The organism is Robertmurraya beringensis, from assembly GCF_042433785.1.
GTDB lineage: Bacteria > Bacillota > Bacilli > Bacillales > Cytobacillaceae > Robertmurraya_A > Robertmurraya_A beringensis.
Map to the genome: position 1 here is coordinate 121,534 of NZ_JBHLUU010000128.1, position 18,227 is coordinate 139,760.

Below are 18,227 nucleotides of genomic sequence, written 5' to 3' on the forward strand. Positions count from 1 at the left end.
GAATAAAATCAGACTTTTATCCTCAAAATAATTTTAAAGTGAGGTGTGAGGATGAAAAAGAAAATACTAGCATCATTGTCCATTTTTCTCCTCTTAGTGTCCTTAGCATGGGCATTAGATAAAAAAGATAAGCGTGAATTTTATAGTCCTGATGAGGAGGGCGAAGTGGTGCAAATCTATACCACTGACCCAGGATTGGATATTCAGAAAAAGAAGTATCGTATGTTTAAGGCAAGAGAGTATGTAAGAATTGAAAGACCATAAAGACTTGTAATCTGTTCTCCTATCTTTCATAATAATGGAAGACAAAATCATATGTGGAGAATTCAATGAAAAATACGTATTTAACTAGTTACTTTCCTTTGGTATCAATTTTATTATTTAGCTTGTCCTTTGCGATGCTAGTTGAGGTGCATCTTTTTAAATTTTTAAATGCTACCGGCATTTATGTAGGAATGCTAGAATTCTTTTCTAGAAGTGGAATTAAGCTGGCGTTACTTATCTTATTGATGGTTGTCTTTTTTATGGTTTTTGCGGCATTAAAGTTAATTGTAGATACCATCAATCAGCTTTCTTTGCTTTTCTTCTCGAAGGATTTTAATGGGGAAAGCTTAAAGGATGTCCGTGCGGGGGCGATTATTTATTTTTCTGGCTCAGTACTATCTCTTTTAGGCTCTGCCCATGTAACGATACTGGCTTTCGTTTTTGTTGTAACAACGATAAGCTATTTTGTGTTTTTTGTGTATAAGGTAAGCTCGAAGCTTTCGCTGTCTGGTATTATTGGGCTGATTTTCTTTCAGGTGCTAACCTGGTCAACGCTCGTGTTAGGTGTCGTATTTATTGCGTTAAAAGTTTACAACAGCATTGTTGCTAGTTTACCAGTATAAAGAGCCCCGGATGTAGAAAGTCATCCGGGGTTTCTTGTGAGGTGCATGCTGCTAAAGCGGGTTTGAAAAAATAAGAGGAGAATTTCCTCTTAAATAGAAAATTACACTGAAAATAGTCAAAATAGACGGAAGGATTCCGTCTATTAACTCGAAAAACGTTAAAATGGGCTATTTTGGTTTGCTTAACCGGAAAACCTCCGCTTATTTCCTCTGAATCAGCTCTAATCTGGAGTTTAACCGAAAAATCTCCGCTTATTTTTGTCATGTAAACCCATTTGAAGGAGCTTATCCGTGATTTTTGTTACTGCGACATAATCGCTTTCCATATATAAAGATGTGGAGAGTACTGCTCAATATTTTCAATGCTGGATGGCATGTCTCTTCCGACCCAAACCCCAACCGTTAGCGTATCTGTTAAACCAACAAACCAGTAGTCTTGGTAATTATTTGTTGTTCCTGTTTTTCCGCCTTGGTATGTTACTCGTGATATGTGGGCTTTACGGGCGGTTCCAGAGGAAATCGTTTCAGATAAAAGACTGCGCATGGTGTTGACGGTTTCAGCTGACCAGACTTGTTTTTTCTCTTCCTTCCACTCGTAAAGAACGTTTCCTTGTAAGTCGGTTACCTTACGAATCGCACGAGGCTGTTGGTACCCTCCATCATAAAAGGAAGTGTAAGCTCCTGTTAGCTCTAATGGTGACATTCCGTACGTAAAACCACCAACGGCAGCTGGTAATACATGATCCTCTGCTACTAATTTCTTAAAAGGGAAGGATGTAAGATATCGAAAGCCCGTTTCTACACCAATTTCGTTTAACAGTCTTACAGCAGGTGTATTGTATGAGTTGGCAAACGCACGTTCAAGCGTTACATTTCCATATACTTTTCCACCGTAGTTTTCAGGGCAATAGTTACCAATGCAAAGCTCTCCTGCATTTACTGTTTTAGATAAAGAGGATTGTGTCTCTTGTAAATAAGGAGCGTAAACGAGTAATGGTTTAATTGATGAACCAGGCTGACGATAAGCTTGGAATGATCGATTGAATTCACCCTTTTGATAGTTTTTTCCGCCAACAAGTGCGAGGATCTGTGCATTAGTATGGTCAATGACGGCTACAGATCCTTCCACGTCAATAAATGGTAGGTTATCACTAACCGCTGTTTTTGCTCGATTTTGTAGACTTTGGTCTAATGACGTTTCAATACTAATTCCGGAAGCTAGCACTTCTTTTACTCGATTGTCAATCTGTTCCTCGTCAGTTAATCCTTCGGAAAGGGCAATTAACTGTGATAATTCATTTTGAACATAGGTCATGTAATCTGGTGCTTGATCAACTCGTTCATGCACAGTCAGATTGATAGGTGAATTTTTTATTTCTGTTGCTTCTGAAGCGGTCAGCTTGTCTTTTTTCACTAATAAATCGATGAGACGTTCTTGACGCGCTTTTGTACGATCGAAATGTGTTAATGGATCATAATAAGTCGGATTGTTCGGAACAGCAGCGAGAAAAAGTAACTCTGCTTTTGAGAGTTCTAGTGTTCCACGGCTAAAGTAATGCGTAGCCGCCGCTTCAATTCCGTAGGCCCCATTTTGAAAATAAATAGAATTAATATATAAATCTATGATTTCCTTTTTTGAGTAAGTTTTCTCTAGCTTGTAGGCATAAAGAATTTCACTAAGCTTTCGATTGTAGGATTGCTCATGAGTTAAATATAAATTTCGAGCAAGTTGCTGTGTAATCGTACTTGCTCCCTGCTCAATCCCGTTTGACTGAATATTGATCGTAAGGGCACGGCCCATGGCTGTTAAGTCAAAGCCAATATGCTCATAAAAATGCTGATCCTCTGATAGAACAAACACCTCACGCAATAGCTCCGGAATGTCCTCAGATGGTAAGATGATCCGATTTACCGTGCTATACCATTCTAGAACGGTTTCCCCATTGCGATCTTTGACCAAGCTTGTTTGTGATAGATTGGTTTTATCTAACTGAATCTGTTTTTCTATCACATGATCGAAAGTATCAAAAGAGCGCACTTCTTTGCTAGAAAAGTAGGCAAGTAGGAAAAAGACGGGGAGAAGCAGGATAATAAACAAATAACCAGTTGCTGCTTTCATGTAGGACCGATTCCCTTTCTATGAAAAAATTATGATGAAGATAGAAGTGTTTCTGTTTTTCTCACACTCCACCATAATAAGGCAAAAGCAGCAAGGAATAAAGCACTAGTGACAAAAAAGACAGTTGAGATATTATACCACCCCGAAATAAGTCCACCCATTACAGGTCCAATGACGTTTCCTAAAAATCGAAAGCTTACGTTATAGCCTAATACTTCCCCTTGCATGGAGAGGGGAGCGACTTGTCGGATATAAGCAGTCATACAAGGAATGATTCCCCCAACCACCATTCCAAACATAAAACGGAACAACACAAGCTGCCATAACTGGGTAGCAAATTTCTTTTTTGATACAAAGCAAAAACACCTTCTTATGGTTATTATTTCGTTTTACTAAATATTAGCTTATGGAAATTATAGCATATTTTTGGGCTGATATTCCTTTTCGTACTTTATTTGAATGAATTAAACAGAAAAATGAAAAAATTATCAAAAAACATGATATAATAAAAAAACATTCATGTTCATTTTTTGGAATGGTTATTTCATATAATGGTAGTGATAGTCAAAGGAGGAAAGAGGGTACGTAAGATGAGGAAGGAGCATCAGTATTTATTTATTGATTTTGAGTTTACGATGCCTGAGAGATCTGAGAGGTTTAAAGGTTTTTATCCAGAAATCATTGAGGCTGGCATTGTGTCGGTTGTAAATGACCAAATCTGCGAGAAATTTTCTTCGTATGTCACTCCTAACCGTTTCCCTATGCTATCGGACCGCTGTAAATCATTTTTGAAAATTTCACAGGAGCAAGTCAATTCTGGCATTAGTTTTACAGATCTTGTGAAAAAGTTTGAGCAGTTAAGTTCCCCATCATTAGACCTTACCATCGTTACGTGGGGGAATATGGACATGAGGGTTCTTCGCAATAACTGCGAACAAGCCGGTCTACCTTTTCCTTTAAAAGGCGAAGAACTCGATTTATCGATGGAGTACAAGCGATTCTTCGGAGACCAAAATCAAACGGGCTTATGGAAAGCGGTGCAAGAGTATGGCAAAGAAGGAACGGGCAAGCACCACAAAGCACTGGATGATGCATTAACCACATACAATATTTTTCGTCTAGTTGAGAAGGATAAAAAGTACCTTCAAGGACATGCACCAACCACGATTGGTGACCGCATTGATTTCTCCCAAGTACTTAATAAGTTCGCATAAAAAGCCAAATCCCTCATATTGGATTTGGCTTTTATGTGTTAAGGCTGTTTTCGTAAAGTTTGTTGTTTTGGAAAAGAGCCTTTGTTAAAAATATTCTTTCTCAAGTGTTGAAATATTTTCAAGGCTCTTTTTAGCCCACAGGGAGTCATCGCCAGATAATTGGTCTCTTAATTTTTGAATCGCATCTTTTAATGACTCTTTGTATTCAGGAATTTCGTCTGAATAGGGTTTTACCATTTTGGCAGGGATGTTGGCTTGTTCTCGGTAAGCAAGTGCTCGTCTTTCATGAAAAAGAGGAACATCTGCATCCTTATGGCTATGTAAATCTCCTTGTGTCGGATGAGTTACAACAGCGAGGACCCGGACAAGAATAGTCTCTGGGCGGAGGTTGGTTACTTCACCAATATACTTTCCGGTTTTATAAATAGCTGTGACTTTGTCACCGATTTGAATGTCGGACATTTTATGTTTCTCCTTTCAAATTGGGCTAGAACTGTATATGATAATAATTATGACGTAAGCATTATGAAAAACAAAGTATTTTGGAGGGTGATGACATGAAGAAATTCTTAGCGAGTTTACTATTCGTTGTTTTCCTAGTTGCTGGATGTGGGACAAGCGATGAAGAAGGTACGGAAAATTCGAACGGCAATGCAGGCAATAATGAAACCGCTAACCAAGAAAATATTGAGCTTCCACAGGCAACTACAGAGGTTGGCGAAAAGGAAAGACTAGTTGAAATGGAAACATCCATGGGGAATATCAAAATCAAGCTCTTCCCAGAACAAGCTCCAAAGGCTGTAGAAAACTTTATTACACATAGTGAAGAGGGATATTACGAAGGAGTGATTTTCCACCGCGTGATCAATGACTTTATGATTCAAGGTGGAGATCCCGATGGAACAGGGATGGGTGGAGAAAGCATTTATGGAGATCCATTTGAAGATGAGTTCTCTAATCAGCTTTATAATTTTAGAGGCGCCTTATCGATGGCTAACTCAGGTGCGGACACGAATGGAAGTCAGTTTTTTATCGTTCAAAATAAAACCCTCGATCCTGGCTTAGTAGACCAAATGAAGCAGGCTGGTTACAACGATAAAGTGATCAAGCAGTATGAAGATGGTGGTACTCCATGGCTGGATCAAGCACATACTGTGTTTGGTCAGGTGATTGAAGGAATGGATGTGGTGGATAAAATAGCGACCACTCCAGTTGGTGAAGGGGATAAGCCAGAAGAAGAGGTTGTCATCAAGAAGATTACAGTGTTGAAGTAATCGTCCTTGGACGATCGGTAAGAACCTTGATATAATAGGCATGAATGACTGCTTGTTTGCAGAAAGGAAGATCGTTATGATCGATGGGTTTATTTTATCATTGTTTCTATATTTCCCTGAAGATAAGTCTGAATATATTCCAGCGGCTATTTCTTTTACCATCTTCTTAATCCTTTGTATTTTCACGATGCGATTTATCGTGAGAATTTCACGAAAAGAAGAAGCGAAAGCAAAAGAACTAGAGAACCAAATTATGAGTGAGCAGCAAAACAAAGGATAACGTACACTTTTTTCGAAAAGTGTGCGTTTTTTAATAAAAAGACGGAAGAGCTCACTCTTCCGTCACACTTTTAAGATAATGCTGCTTTCAGTCGCTTCAACCCTTCTGTCACATGTTCCTTTGAACACGCAATATTCATGCGGACAAAGCCTTCTCCACCAGTACCGTACTTTGGTCCAGGCTCGAGTCCTATTTTTCCTTTTTCAATTAGCGCTTTCTTTAACTCATCATCGGAAAGTCCAAGCTCCCGACAATCCATCCAGATTAAGTACGTCCCTTCTGGCTGCATCATCTTTATTTGTGGAAGCTCAGCTTCTAGGTACTCCTGAACATAGCGAATATTTTCTGCCATATAGGCAAGTGCTTCGGTTAACCACGTTTCCCCGTGAAGATAAGCGGCCTCCATTCCGACGATGCCAAACGTATTTAAGGTGTGAAACCCTTGCTTTTGCTGTTCGGCTTGGAATAAGTCTCGAAGTTCCTGATTGCTAGTAATAACTGCAGAAGCCTGTAACCCTGCTAAATTAAAGGTTTTACTAGGAGCGATACAAGTGACGACGAAATCAGCAAAGTCCCCTAAGCTTGCAATCGGGACATGTATATTTCCCTCAAATACAAGATCTGAATGAATTTCATCTGCTAAAATTAAGCAATTGTACTTTTTGCAAAGTTCACCGATTTGAAGGAGCTCTTCTTTTTCCCACACTCTTCCGCTCGGATTGTGAGGATTACATAATAAAAACAGTTTTACTCCTTCTTTCAGCTTTGCTTCAAAATCCTCAAAGTCAATTTCGTAACGGTTATTTACATTTTTTAATGGAGAGTTCACGACCACACGCTCATTTTTTTCAACCATGGAAAAGAACGGAGTGTACACAGGAGATTGAAGCATCACCTTGTCTCCAACAGAAGTAAACGCTCGAACGGCCGTACTGATCGTTGGGACGACTCCTGAACTGTATGTAATCCATGCCTGACGAATTTCCCAATGATGCCTTGTTTTTACCCAAGCCTGAATGGCTTTTCCAACAGAAGGGGGAACAAAAGTATAGCCGAAGATTTCATGCTCCAATCGATTTCGAATGGCAGTTGTTACTTCAGCAGGTGGGGGGAAGTCCATATCTGCCACCCACATCGGATGAAGATCACTGCTTCCGAACACATCGTGGAGGAGCCCCCATTTGACAGATCCAGTATTATTTCGGTCAATCACTTTATCAAAATCATACGTAGTCATAAAGCACCTCGCCTTTTACCATTTTATTTGATCTATGTAATATGATAAGATATGTGAAAGAAAAGATAAAATAAAAGGTGATTTTACATGGAAATGCTCGAAATGAATTTAAGTTTGTTACAGCGTCTAATGGAGTGGGATCCACTCGGATATGGGGAAGACAGCTATGATCCAGAAATTGCAGATACGATTCAAGCGGTACATGTTTTGTCATCTCCAAAAGAGCTAGCACGAAAAATCCAAAGCATATATGAGTTTTCTTTTGAAGAAATCATTCCTTTATCTGAATGTACAATCATGGCCGAAGAATTGTTAGCCATCAAAAACGAAAGCTCTTGCTCGTTGTAATCTTAAAAAGCTTCAAGCGAAGACTTCGCTTGAAGCTTTTATTTATACAAGAAACTCTTTAATATACTTGTGAACAATTTCAGGTCGTTCTTCAGGTACTAGATGTCCTGTCTCTTTTAACACAATGAGCTCTGAGTTCTTTAGATCTTGCTTTAATCGTTTTCCAACTCTGAGTGGGACGACTCTGTCATGCTCGCCCCAAATGAGCAGACATGGAGTCTCAATTTTCTTTAGATCGTATTCATCCAGCTCGTCCTCTCTATGCCGTATCATCCGAGTTAAGGCTGGGAAAATATCTCCTTTTAAAAAAGGGACTAAATATCCGTTCAACATATCATCATCAATCATTGAATGGTCATGCACGACATTGACCAGATTTTTCATGACTCCTGACTTAGCTAGATGTCTTTTCACATACAAGTGGAAAAAGGGAAGATAACTAGATAAAACAAGAGGGAGTTTCATTCGCTTTAAGTAACCAGAGCTGCATAATAAAACCGTCCGTGCCACCAAATCAGGACGGAGATGGGCGATTTTTAACGCAATCTGCCCTCCCATAGAGTGTCCAATTATGGATAGATTTTTGATCTGTAAATGCTCAACAAAGGAGATAATGGAACGGGCTATGTTCTCATACGAGTACATGAATTTCTTTGATTTCCCGCTTTTACCGAATGGTGGGAAATCAATGGCGATGACGTTAAATTCCTCACGAAGAAGAGGTATCAGCCTACGGAAACTAAAGGTAGACGAGAGAAACCCATGAATAAGCAAGAGTGTATCTGTTGCTTGAGAATGTTTATAATGTTCATAATACAGGTCGTTTCCGTTAATATTGATTGTACCGGTGATGCTTGCGTCATCCATAATCGTAATCACTCCCTTATTGGCATTTTGTTTTTTCATAGAATACCCATCTATGACAAAAACAATCATAAAAAAAGAGATGATAAAATTTGAAAATTAAATTATTTTTCACGCATTTTTGTTATAATGTAACTATTTTAAGCGATAAACCAGAAAAGGATGTTAACGCATGAAACTTTCGGAAAAAGAACTCGAAGTTGTAGAAATTCTTGAAAAGGATGCCCGAATTTCCTCTGAGGATGTAGCGAAAATGATCGGTCTAAGCTTGCAAGAAACAGACGAGCTTATTAAGAAGCTTGAAAAAGAGAAAGTTCTTGTTCATTACACAACTGTAGTAGATTGGTCAAAAATTGATGGTCATGAAGGCGTTACGGCTATGATCGATGTGAAGGTCACACCGAAGCGAGGAGTAGGCTTTGATGAAGTAGCTGAGCGCATATACCGATTCAAGGAAGTAAAGTCCGTCTATCTTATGTCAGGAGCTTATGATCTTAGCGTGATTATTGAAGGGAAATCGATGAATGAAGTAGCTAGATTTGTCTCCAATAAGCTATCAACTCTCGATTCTGTCTTATCAACAACTACCCATTTTATTCTGAAGAAATATAAGCATGATGGGACCATATTTGAACCATTAGCAGACGATGATAAGAGAATTGTGGTGTCACCATAATGAAACAGACAAAATCTTATTTGGCAAAAACGGTAGAAGACCTTAAGCCATCTGGTATTCGAAAGTTTTTTGATCTTGCCGCTGGAATGGAAGGGGTTATTTCCTTAGGGGTCGGTGAGCCTGACTTTGTCACCTCTTGGTCAGCAAGAGAAGCAGCCATTCTTTCCCTTGAACAAGGTTATACCTCTTATACAGCCAATGCTGGATTATTAGAGCTTCGTAACGAAGTGTCCTCGTATATGAAAAAACAATTTCATGTGGATTACAATCCGAAAAGCGAGATCATCATTACGGTTGGAGCGAGTCAAGCATTAGACATTGCCTTACGTGCGATCCTTGACCCAGGTGATGAAGTCATTGTCATCGAACCAAGCTTCGTCTCCTATGCACCCCTAGTGTCACTTGCAGGTGGAAAGCCGGTTGCGGTTCAGGCAACAGAAGAGTACGATTTTAAAATTCAAACTCATCAGTTAGAAAAAGCGGTTACTGACCGAACGAAGGCAATTATGCTTTGTTCTCCGAATAATCCAACCGGCACGATGTTGGGTGAAAATGAATTAATTGAGCTTGCAACATTCATTGAGAAACATGACCTTCTCGTGTTATCGGATGAAATTTACGCAGAGCTTGCTTATGATGAACCATACGTAAGTTTTGCTGCGATTGAAGGCATGAGACATAGAACAATTCTGATTAATGGTTTCTCGAAAGGTTTTGCGATGACAGGTTGGAGACTTGGTTTTGTTTGTGCGAACGAAGAACTAACGGCAGCAATGTTAAAAATTCATCAGTATGCCATGATGTGTGCTCCGACGATGGCACAGTACGCGGCTCTTGAGGCCTTAAAAGGCGGCAGAGAAGACGTAGAAGATATGAAAAAAAGCTATCGTAGACGAAGAAATTATTTTGTTCAGTCACTTAACGATATCGGGCTTTCCTGCCATATCCCTGGTGGTGCATTCTATGCATTCCCATCCATTGTAAGTACAGGTCTGTCATCAGAGCAATTTGCTGAACAATTATTGATTGAAGAAAAGGTAGCTGTGGTTCCAGGGAATGTATTTGGAATTAGCGGGGAAGGGCATATTCGCTGCTCGTACGCTTCATCTATGGAACATTTACAAGAAGCGGTGAAACGAATCAAACGGTTTGTTGAGAAGTAATACCCTATAAGATAGGACAACTGGTGCTTTCTGATTTAAAAAACACAAGAAAAGACGTATGAATGTGGTGGACATACGTCTTTTCTTTATTTATTAAAGTTTCTACTAAAGCCCCTTAACTTTGACATAGCAATTGACATCACTATAAGTAATCCATCTAGCTTCAAGAGATTCTGCACTTATCGGCTGGTGGATAAGGTTAGGCACCCTAGCTGATAGACGGAGAAATTCCGCTTAATTAGTAATTCTTATTAAAAAAGGCTTAAATAGGCGGAGAGATTCCGCCTATTGGCTCGAAAAATTCGAAAATGAGAGATTTTTCTTTGCTTAAGCGGAAAACCTCCCCTTATATACCCCGAAACGCGCTCCATTCTGCATTTAACGGAAAAATTTCCGTTTATTTGACTTTTGCTGGTTACAGAACAGCACTTCAAAACGGAACCCTTAATCCTTCATAATGTATGACAAAGCAATAGTTCCCACTCCTGTATGAACACCAGCAACAGGAATTAAGGGGAGAACTTCAATCTTCAATGACTCAAATTCGGTCGTGATTTTTGCGAGTACCCCTTCCGCGATCTCCTTTTCACCTGCATGCATAATGCCAATTCGATCGTATATACCTTGATTGTAGGCATCACGCAAGCGTTCAATGAGAGCCTGCTCTGCTTTTCTCATCGTTCGAATTTTTTCAACGATATTTACTTTCCCTTCCTTAAAAGCCAGTAAGGGTTTTATTTGTAGAAGATTTCCTAAGATAGAACCAAAATTGGAGACTCGTCCACTTTTTCTTAATTGATCTAAGTTTGCAGGGATTAAGATCAAGCGGCATTTCTCTCTTAACGAAAGAAGTTCTTTCACAATCTCAGAAGGCTTGTGACCCTCATGATACAAGGTGATGCCTTCTTCTATTAAAAACTTTAACGGAAAAGAACCGATCCACGAATCAACTGGGTGTACAGGGAAACCGACGATCTCTGCTGCTTGTGTGGATGTGGAGTACGTTCCAGAAAGTTCACTAGAAACATGGATGATGATCGCTTCATCGTAATTTTCTTTTAATTGGGTATAAAGGTCAATAAAGTCCCCTAGTGCAGGCTGTGAGCTAGTAGGCGGAATGTCCGAGTTACTCATCATTTCATAAAATTCTTCGGTGGTTATATCTACACCCTCTTTAAAGGTTGCGTTTCCAAACGTAAACGAAAGGGGAACCACGTATATATGATTGTCTTGTAACCAGGTTTGATCTTTTTCTGAGAAACTGGCTGTCGAATCGGTTACCCAAGCAATTTTCTTTGCCATAATGACCTCCATAAGATACTATATAAGTATTATGCTAATAAGGAATAATCTCCAAAATAAAACAAACGAATAGCGAGGAACAAATCCCTCGCTTAACTCACCATTTATATATGACTTTCTTCTTGCATCAATTCTGAGACCGGAATATCAAGTACAGTAGATATTTTTAAAATGGTTTGTGTGTCAGGAGTTTGAATGCCTGACTCATATTTGTCAATCGTAGCAGAGCCAACACGGATCTTCATAGCAAGCTCCTGCTGTGACATTTCTAGTTCTTCCCGAAAGCGTTTCATGTTGTGCCCAATTGCAGTCATGGCTCATCCATCCTTTCGAAAAAGATAATATCTTATTATTTATTTTATCACGATTAGGATTAGGAATTGATCCCAATCGTGAACGTTTCGTTACAGTTACAACAGTCCAATTGATTTTAAAAATACAAAGATAATGGCAACGGGAACGATAAATCGGATGGTGAAATACCAGATCGTAAACAGCTTATTCATATTCCCGAAGGTTCCTAATGTTAATTCACTTTTCAATAGCTTATACGGAAGCCGGTACCCAACAAATATAGAGATTAAAAAGGCTCCTAACGGCATGCCGATATTACTTGCGATAAAATCAGCGAAATCAAAGATGGTTTTCCCAAAAATAAGTACATCAGACCACACCCCGAAAGATAAGGCGCTAGGAATGCCAAAAATAAAGATTACAAAACCAGTTTTCCAAGCCCACTGTTTGCGCAGTTCTGTTTTCTCTTTAACAATAGCCGCTACAACAATTTCTAAAATGGAGAAAGCTGAGGTTAATGTGGCAAACAAAAGCAGCACAAGGAAAATCGTTAAAAAGAATGCCCCAAATGCCATTTCGTTAAACACAGCAGGGAGAACCACAAACACTAAACCAGGTCCTGCCCCAGGTTCAAATCCAAGTGCAAATACCGCTGGAAAAATAACGATCCCAGCAAGTAGAGAGATAAAAATATTTAGACCAACGACTGAAAAAGCGGACTTAGTAATGTTTTCCTTTTTAGAAAGATAAGATGCATACGTAACCATGACGGAAATACCAACGCTTAATGCAAAAAAGGATTGTCCAAGCGCTAGCAAGATGGTGTCAGGAGTTAGAGAGCTCCAATTCGGCTTAAGTAGAAACTCTACCCCTTTTGATGCTCCATCAAGAGTTAAGGAACGAATGGCAAGTATGATAAAAAGAATAAATAAAGCTGGCATCATATACTTACTAGCTTTCTCAATTCCTTGCTGAACCCCACCTTGGATAACAAAAATGGTTAATATCATAAAGACTGCTTGTGCAATAATGGCTTCAATAGGGTTACTAATAGTCGTACCGAACAGTGAACCATACTGATCTTGAGACAGTCCAGATAAACTGCCAGTAACACTACGGATGAGATAAGATAAGATCCAACCGCCTACCACACTATAAAAAGACAAGATAAGTCCAGAAATGATGACTCCTAAATATCCGATAACCTTCCAGTTTGAGTTAGGAGCAAGAATTTTATAAGAGGTGATTGCATCCTTTTGTGTATTTCTACCAATAATAAACTCAGCAATAAGGATCGGTGCACCGATGAATATAGTTAACAATAAAAAAAGAAGGAAAAAGAGTCCTCCGCCATTTGTTCCTGCCATATATGGGAATTTCCAAATGGCTCCGAGACCAATTGCAGAACCAGCTGCTGCAAGAATAAAGCCAATCTTTGATGTCCATTGCTCATGTGTTTTCATTACTGTTTTTCCACCTACTATTAAAAGATATTTTCCCATAATACTATATTTTCGGACTATTGTGTAGTAAATTTTTTTGAATAAGATGTGACATTGTGATATAATCTTATATTGCGTATAAAAAAGATAAATAAACTATATTTAGGAGTGTTTCTATGTCAGAGAAAATTGAAGTTGGAAGTGTTGTTACAGGTAAAGTTACGGGAATTCAAGCATACGGTGCGTTCGTTGCACTTGATGAAAATACTCAAGGGTTAGTTCATATTTCAGAAGTTACACACGGATTTGTTAAAGATATTAACGAGCACCTTAAAGTAGGAGATGAAGTTCAAGTAAAAGTTCTTTCTGTCGATGAGAATGCTGGGAAAATCGGTCTTTCTATCCGAGCGACTGTAGAAGCACCTGAAGCACCAGTAGCTGCACAAAAGGCAGCAGCAAAGAAACCAAGAAAGCGTACAGCTGCAGCTGCTATCAAGCAAGATACAGAAGCACCACAAGGCTTTAACACACTAAAAGATAAGCTACAAGAGTGGATTGAGCAATCACAAAGATAATAAGGAACTATAGTGTGGGAGAAATTCTCCCACTTTTTTTTATGTTTTTTCTCGAGGAAGGACATAAGTTATTCTTTTAAGATACACTAAGATAAGGTAGTTTTTTCACCATGATTGAATCTGATCGGAGGTAAAAAATATGGCGAGTAAGTCACAAGAAGTCATTGAGCAAACGGAAAAGTTTGGGGCTAATAATTATCACCCGCTACCGATTGTTATTTCTAAAGCAGAAGGTGTTTGGGTGGAGGATCCTGAAGGGAACAAATATATGGATATGCTTAGCGCGTATTCAGCTGTGAACCAAGGTCATCGTCATCCGAAAATTATTGAAGCATTAAAGGAACAAGCGGATCGGGTAACGCTGACCTCACGTGCGTTTCATAATGACCAGCTTGGACCATGGTATGAAATGATTTGTGAAATGACCAATAAAGAAATGGCATTGCCAATGAACACGGGTGCGGAGGCGGTGGAAACAGCGGTTAAGGCAGCCCGGCGGTGGGCGTATGATGTGAAGGGTGTAGAAGATGATCAAGCAGAGATTATTGCATGCTTAGGAAATTTTCACGGACGAACAATGACGGCGGTTTCTTTATCCTCTGAAGATGAGTATAAGCGTGGATTCGGACCGATGTTACCAGGAATTAAGCTCATTCCATACGGAGACATGGAAGCATTAAAAGCTGCCATTACTCCAAATACGGCTGCCTTCTTGATCGAACCTATCCAAGGTGAAGCAGGCATTGTCATTCCGCCTGAAGGATTTATGCGTGCTGCTTTTGATCACTGTAAAGAAAACAATGTCCTATTTATTGCCGATGAAATTCAAGCTGGTCTGGCACGTACGGGGAAAATGTTTGCTTGTGAATGGGAAGGCATCGAGCCAGACATGTATATTTTAGGAAAGGCACTGGGTGGGGGCGTATTCCCAATCTCTTGTGTCGTCGCAAACAAAGAAGTTCTCGGCGTCTTTAATCCAGGGTCACACGGATCCACATTCGGTGGTAACCCGATGGCCTGTGCGGTTTCCGTTGCTGCTTTACAAGTACTGACGGAAGAGAAGTTAGCCGAACGTTCTCAGGAGCTTGGGAGCTATTTTCTATCAAAATTACAAGAAATCAAGAACCCAATCATTAAAGAAGTTCGCGGTCGCGGTCTGTTTATTGGTGTAGAACTAACCGTCCCGGCTAGAAAATACTGTGAGCAGCTAAAAGAAGAAGGACTGTTATGTAAAGAAACACATGACACTGTGATTCGTTTTGCTCCACCACTAGTAATTAGCAACGAAGACCTTGACTGGGCGATTGAACGAATTAAGAAAGTATTAAGCTCATAAAAAAATCCTTGCACTTTTTGGGTGCAAGGATTTTTTAAAATTAGCGAGTTGGTCTTGGTTCTGGGTCTCTCACTGTTTGTTCATTTGGTTTAAAGAGGAGGCCAAGATTTAATAATCCGGCGATACCAACTAATCCGTAGATAATTCTAGAAAGAGCAGAACCTTGTCCGCCAAAGATAGCTGCTACTAGGTCAAATTGGAAGAATCCAATTAGTCCCCAGTTGATAGCTCCGATAATGGTAAGTACTAGTGCAATACGTTGAATGGTACTCATGCTTTTTTCCTCCTTAGGATGGTTTGTTTATATAGTTTATCTATATAAAGTTACACAATCTTATCGTTTGATTGTTGCTGCCCTTTTATGCATTTTCAAGTAAGAATTTTGGAGTCTATTTTTTTGCATTACCTCTCTTTTTGGAACATAATAAAGATTGAATAGGAGGATGAAGTATGGATAATTTTACATTTTTTAATCCGACGAAATTGATTTTTGGTAAAGACACTGTCGAACAATTGAAGGCTGAAGTACCTCGATATGGCAAGAAAGTGTTACTTGTTTATGGAGGGGGAAGCATTAAACGAAATGGCCTATATGATCAGGTCTTGTCATTGTTAAAAGAAGTAGATATTGAGGTATTTGAGTTACCAGGTGTAGAACCTAACCCTCGTATCTCTACCGTGAAAAAGGGAGTAGAAATCTGCAGAAATGAAGGCATTGATTTTCTATTAGCCGTTGGCGGTGGAAGTGTGATCGACTGTACAAAAGCGATTGCTGCAGGTGCGAAGTATGAAGGTGACACATGGGATCTTATGACTCGAAAAGCCGTTGCCAAGGAAGCGCTTCCGTTTGGTACGGTACTAACTTTAGCTGCTACAGGCTCCGAGATGAATTCAGGATCTGTTATAACCAACTGGGAAACAAAAGAAAAATATGGATGGGGCAGTCCAGTCACTTTCCCGCAATTCTCTATCCTTGATCCTGTCAATACATATACGGTTCCAAGAGATCAAACAGTTTACGGTATTGTGGATATGATGGCACATGTGTTGGAGCATTATTTCCATTTAACTGAAAGCACAGAACTTCAAGATCGTATGTGTGAAGGATTACTACTTACCGTCATGGAGGCAGCACCTAAGCTTCTTGAAGATCTTGAAAGCTATGAACATCGAGCAACTATTCTTTATAGTGGAACGATGGCACTAAACGGAATGCTTTCTATGGGATACCGTGGAGACTGGGCAACTCATAATATCGAGCACGCAGTTTCAGCTGTATACGATATCCCACACGGTGGAGGTCTTGCAATTCTATTCCCTAACTGGATGAAGCATAACTTAAAAGTGAAACCAGAACGCTTTAAGAAGCTTGCTGTTCGCGTATTTGGAGTAAATGCAGAAGGCAAAACAGACGAGGAAGTAGGTTTAGAAGGAATTGATCAACTTCGTAAGTTCTGGAACTCCATCGGTGCACCATCACGCTTGGCGGACTACGAGATTGACGATAGCCAAGTCGAAGTGATGGCTGACAAAGCAATGGTATACGGCGAATTCGGAAACTTTACAAAGTTAAACAAAGAAGATGTCATGGCGATTTACCGCGCTTCTTTATAAAAATAAAACACGTGCAATTTTCGTAATTGCACGTGTTTCATTTTTTATCGGGTGGAAATACTACGGTAAGAAGGTGGGTTTTTGAGCATTTCTTAACAATTAACACATTTGTTCAAAATGTTTACGCTTACATAAGTAGACAGTTCTTGATTCCTTAACCAGCTTTCGATAAAGTGATATAGTAAACAACAAATCATTGGAGGATCATTCATGACACACGTTCGTTTTGATTACTCAAAAGCACTTAGTTTTTTTGGGGAACATGAAGTTACTTATTTACGTGATTTTGTAAAAGTTGCTCATCATTCATTACATGAAGCAACAGGAGCTGGAAACGATTACCTAGGTTGGATTGACCTTCCAGTTAATTACGACAAAGAAGAATTTGCACGCATCCAAAAAGCAGCAGAAAAAATCAAGCAAGACTCTGATGTTCTATTAGTTTGTGGAATTGGTGGTTCTTACTTAGGTGCACGCGCTGCCATTGAAATGCTGCAACACAGCTTTTACAATGCATTGCCAAAGGAAAAGCGTAGCACTCCACAAATTATCTTCATCGGAAACAACATTAGTTCTACATACATGAGAGACGTGATGGATCTTTTAGACGGAAAGGATTTCTCCCTTAACGTCATTTCTAAGTCTGGTACAACTACAGAGCCAGCTATCGCTTTCCGTATTTTCCGCAAGCTTTTAGAAGAAAAGTACGGAGTAGAAGAAGCGAAGAAGCGTATTTATGCAACAACTGACAAAGCAAGAGGCGCATTGAAAACGCTAGCTACTGAAGAAGGATACGAATCATTCATCATTCCTGATGATGTAGGTGGTCGTTATTCTGTTCTAACGGCTGTAGGATTACTTCCGATTGCTGCAAGTGGGGCAGATATCGAAGCAATGATGAAAGGTGCAGCAGCTGCACGCGATGATTTCGGAAGCTCTGAGCTAGAAGAAAACCTAGCATACCAATATGCAGCAGTTCGTAACGTTCTTTACAACAAAGGGAAAACAATCGAAATGCTGATTAACTATGAGCCAGGATTGCAGTATTTTGCAGAATGGTGGAAGCAACTGTTTGGAGAAAGCGAAGGAAAAGACCAAAAAGGAATTTACCCTTCTTCTGCAAACTTCTCAACAGATCTACACTCTTTAGGTCAATACGTTCAAGAAGGTCGACGTGACCTATTTGAAACCGTTGTCCTTGTTGAAAATCCTCGTCATGAGCTAACGATTGAAGAAGCTGACAGTGATTTAGATGGATTAAACTATCTTGCTGGACAAACCGTTGACTTTGTTAACAACAAAGCATTTGAAGGAACATTGCTTGCTCATACAGACGGCGGAGTTCCAAACTTAGTGGTGACGATTCCACAAATGGATGCTTACACATTCGGTTACCTTGCATACTTCTTTGAAAAAGCATGTGCAATGAGCGGATACCTACTTGGTGTAAATCCATTTGACCAGCCTGGTGTAGAAGCATACAAAGTAAACATGTTCGCATTATTAGGCAAACCTGGATTCGAAGAGAAGAAAGCAGAGCTTGAGAAGCGTTTATAATTAAAAAAGTGTTAGTCAAAGGAGATTTTCTCTCTTTTGACTAAC

The 18,227-nt window shown here is 39.6% G+C and carries 20 protein-coding genes and 1 pseudogene; 12 read left to right on the top strand and 9 right to left on the bottom strand.

Features of this window, described 5'->3' with window-relative positions:
- Window positions 1-51 precede the first annotated feature (51 nt).
- On the top strand, window positions 52-264 hold the full coding sequence (locus ACFFHF_RS24435) for a hypothetical protein (RefSeq protein WP_340905259.1): 213 nt from the start codon (window positions 52-54) through the stop codon (window positions 262-264).
- A 65-nt stretch (window positions 265-329) separates the two neighbouring features.
- Window positions 330-887: a DUF5366 family protein gene (locus ACFFHF_RS24440; RefSeq protein WP_377059257.1), complete on the top strand. Its 558-nt coding sequence runs from the start codon at window positions 330-332 to the stop codon at window positions 885-887.
- A 301-nt stretch (window positions 888-1,188) separates the two neighbouring features.
- Here ACFFHF_RS24440 and ACFFHF_RS24445 read toward each other — a convergent pair whose 3' ends face one another.
- The gene (locus ACFFHF_RS24445; RefSeq protein ID WP_377059258.1) at window positions 1,189-3,006 is read right to left on the bottom strand and encodes a transglycosylase domain-containing protein; all 1,818 of its coding nucleotides are present in this window, start codon (window positions 3,004-3,006) and stop codon (window positions 1,189-1,191) included.
- Window positions 3,007-3,035: 29 nt separating this feature from the next.
- Window positions 3,036-3,320, bottom strand: a complete 285-nt coding sequence (locus tag ACFFHF_RS24450; protein ID WP_377059259.1) for an MFS transporter — start codon at window positions 3,318-3,320, stop codon at window positions 3,036-3,038.
- 276 nt (window positions 3,321-3,596) lie between these two features.
- On the opposite strand from ACFFHF_RS24450, the gene kapD reads away from it, so the two are divergent.
- Window positions 3,597-4,220, top strand: a complete 624-nt coding sequence (gene kapD / locus ACFFHF_RS24455; protein WP_160546219.1) for a 3'-5' exonuclease KapD — start codon at window positions 3,597-3,599, stop codon at window positions 4,218-4,220.
- Between the two features lie 84 nt (window positions 4,221-4,304).
- Here kapD and kapB read toward each other — a convergent pair whose 3' ends face one another.
- A complete protein-coding gene (gene kapB, locus ACFFHF_RS24460) occupies window positions 4,305-4,682 on the bottom strand; it encodes a kinase-associated lipoprotein KapB (RefSeq protein ID WP_377059260.1) in 378 nt (125 codons plus the stop codon).
- Window positions 4,683-4,777: 95 nt separating this feature from the next.
- Between kapB and ACFFHF_RS24465 the strand changes: the two genes are divergently transcribed.
- Window positions 4,778-5,494, top strand: coding sequence for a peptidylprolyl isomerase (locus tag ACFFHF_RS24465; RefSeq protein WP_377059261.1), 717 nt, complete (start codon window positions 4,778-4,780; stop codon window positions 5,492-5,494).
- Window positions 5,495-5,570: 76 nt separating this feature from the next.
- Complete coding sequence (locus ACFFHF_RS24470) at window positions 5,571-5,774, top strand: hypothetical protein (RefSeq protein WP_160546216.1); 204 nt, start codon at window positions 5,571-5,573, stop codon at window positions 5,772-5,774.
- Window positions 5,775-5,844: 70 nt separating this feature from the next.
- Here the strand turns inward: ACFFHF_RS24470 and ACFFHF_RS24475 are convergent, their stop codons facing one another.
- On the bottom strand, window positions 5,845-7,011 hold the full coding sequence (locus ACFFHF_RS24475; RefSeq protein WP_377059262.1) for a MalY/PatB family protein: 1,167 nt from the start codon (window positions 7,009-7,011) through the stop codon (window positions 5,845-5,847).
- Between the two features lie 87 nt (window positions 7,012-7,098).
- Here ACFFHF_RS24475 and ACFFHF_RS24480 point away from each other — a divergent pair, with 87 nt between their 5' ends.
- Window positions 7,099-7,359, top strand: coding sequence for a DUF1871 family protein (locus ACFFHF_RS24480; RefSeq protein WP_377059263.1), 261 nt, complete (start codon window positions 7,099-7,101; stop codon window positions 7,357-7,359).
- Window positions 7,360-7,401: 42 nt separating this feature from the next.
- Here the strand turns inward: ACFFHF_RS24480 and ACFFHF_RS24485 are convergent, their stop codons facing one another.
- On the bottom strand, window positions 7,402-8,226 hold the full coding sequence (locus ACFFHF_RS24485; protein WP_377059307.1) for an alpha/beta fold hydrolase: 825 nt from the start codon (window positions 8,224-8,226) through the stop codon (window positions 7,402-7,404).
- Between the two features lie 169 nt (window positions 8,227-8,395).
- On the opposite strand from ACFFHF_RS24485, the gene ACFFHF_RS24490 reads away from it, so the two are divergent.
- Together ACFFHF_RS24490 and ACFFHF_RS24495 are read left to right on the top strand one after the other, a co-directional pair.
- Complete coding sequence (locus ACFFHF_RS24490) at window positions 8,396-8,899, top strand: Lrp/AsnC family transcriptional regulator (RefSeq protein ID WP_160546212.1); 504 nt, start codon at window positions 8,396-8,398, stop codon at window positions 8,897-8,899.
- Window positions 8,899-10,062 (top strand): aminotransferase, encoded by a 1,164-nt coding sequence (locus ACFFHF_RS24495; protein ID WP_377059264.1) that lies wholly within the window; start codon window positions 8,899-8,901, stop codon window positions 10,060-10,062. The genes ACFFHF_RS24490 and ACFFHF_RS24495 overlap by 1 nt, the downstream gene beginning before the upstream one ends.
- A gap of 444 nt (window positions 10,063-10,506) precedes the next feature.
- Here ACFFHF_RS24495 and ACFFHF_RS24500 read toward each other — a convergent pair whose 3' ends face one another.
- The 3 genes and pseudogenes from ACFFHF_RS24500 to ACFFHF_RS24510 all read right to left on the bottom strand — a co-directional run bounded on the left by ACFFHF_RS24500 (window position 10,507) and on the right by ACFFHF_RS24510 (window position 13,121).
- Window positions 10,507-11,364: a fatty acid kinase binding subunit FakB gene (locus tag ACFFHF_RS24500; protein WP_160546210.1), complete on the bottom strand. Its 858-nt coding sequence runs from the start codon at window positions 11,362-11,364 to the stop codon at window positions 10,507-10,509.
- A 122-nt stretch (window positions 11,365-11,486) separates the two neighbouring features.
- Window positions 11,487-11,678 (bottom strand): annotated as a pseudogene (locus ACFFHF_RS24505) (helix-turn-helix domain-containing protein); the annotation flags it as partial.
- A 96-nt stretch (window positions 11,679-11,774) separates the two neighbouring features.
- Window positions 11,775-13,121, bottom strand: a complete 1,347-nt coding sequence (locus tag ACFFHF_RS24510) for a sodium-dependent transporter (protein ID WP_377059265.1) — start codon at window positions 13,119-13,121, stop codon at window positions 11,775-11,777.
- Window positions 13,122-13,276: 155 nt separating this feature from the next.
- Here ACFFHF_RS24510 and yugI point away from each other — a divergent pair, with 155 nt between their 5' ends.
- Window positions 13,277-13,675: a S1 domain-containing post-transcriptional regulator GSP13 gene (yugI, locus tag ACFFHF_RS24515; RefSeq protein WP_160546207.1), complete on the top strand. Its 399-nt coding sequence runs from the start codon at window positions 13,277-13,279 to the stop codon at window positions 13,673-13,675.
- Window positions 13,676-13,814: 139 nt separating this feature from the next.
- The gene (locus tag ACFFHF_RS24520) at window positions 13,815-15,011 is read left to right on the top strand and encodes an ornithine--oxo-acid transaminase (protein WP_377059266.1); all 1,197 of its coding nucleotides are present in this window, start codon (window positions 13,815-13,817) and stop codon (window positions 15,009-15,011) included.
- A 40-nt stretch (window positions 15,012-15,051) separates the two neighbouring features.
- Here ACFFHF_RS24520 and ACFFHF_RS24525 read toward each other — a convergent pair whose 3' ends face one another.
- Complete coding sequence (locus ACFFHF_RS24525) at window positions 15,052-15,285, bottom strand: DUF378 domain-containing protein (RefSeq protein WP_160546205.1); 234 nt, start codon at window positions 15,283-15,285, stop codon at window positions 15,052-15,054.
- A gap of 176 nt (window positions 15,286-15,461) precedes the next feature.
- Between ACFFHF_RS24525 and ACFFHF_RS24530 the strand changes: the two genes are divergently transcribed.
- Together ACFFHF_RS24530 and ACFFHF_RS24535 are read left to right on the top strand one after the other, a co-directional pair.
- Window positions 15,462-16,625: an iron-containing alcohol dehydrogenase gene (locus tag ACFFHF_RS24530; RefSeq protein WP_377059267.1), complete on the top strand. Its 1,164-nt coding sequence runs from the start codon at window positions 15,462-15,464 to the stop codon at window positions 16,623-16,625.
- 210 nt (window positions 16,626-16,835) lie between these two features.
- Window positions 16,836-18,182: a glucose-6-phosphate isomerase gene (locus ACFFHF_RS24535; RefSeq protein WP_119709749.1), complete on the top strand. Its 1,347-nt coding sequence runs from the start codon at window positions 16,836-16,838 to the stop codon at window positions 18,180-18,182.
- The last annotated feature ends 45 nt before the right edge of the window (window positions 18,183-18,227 follow it).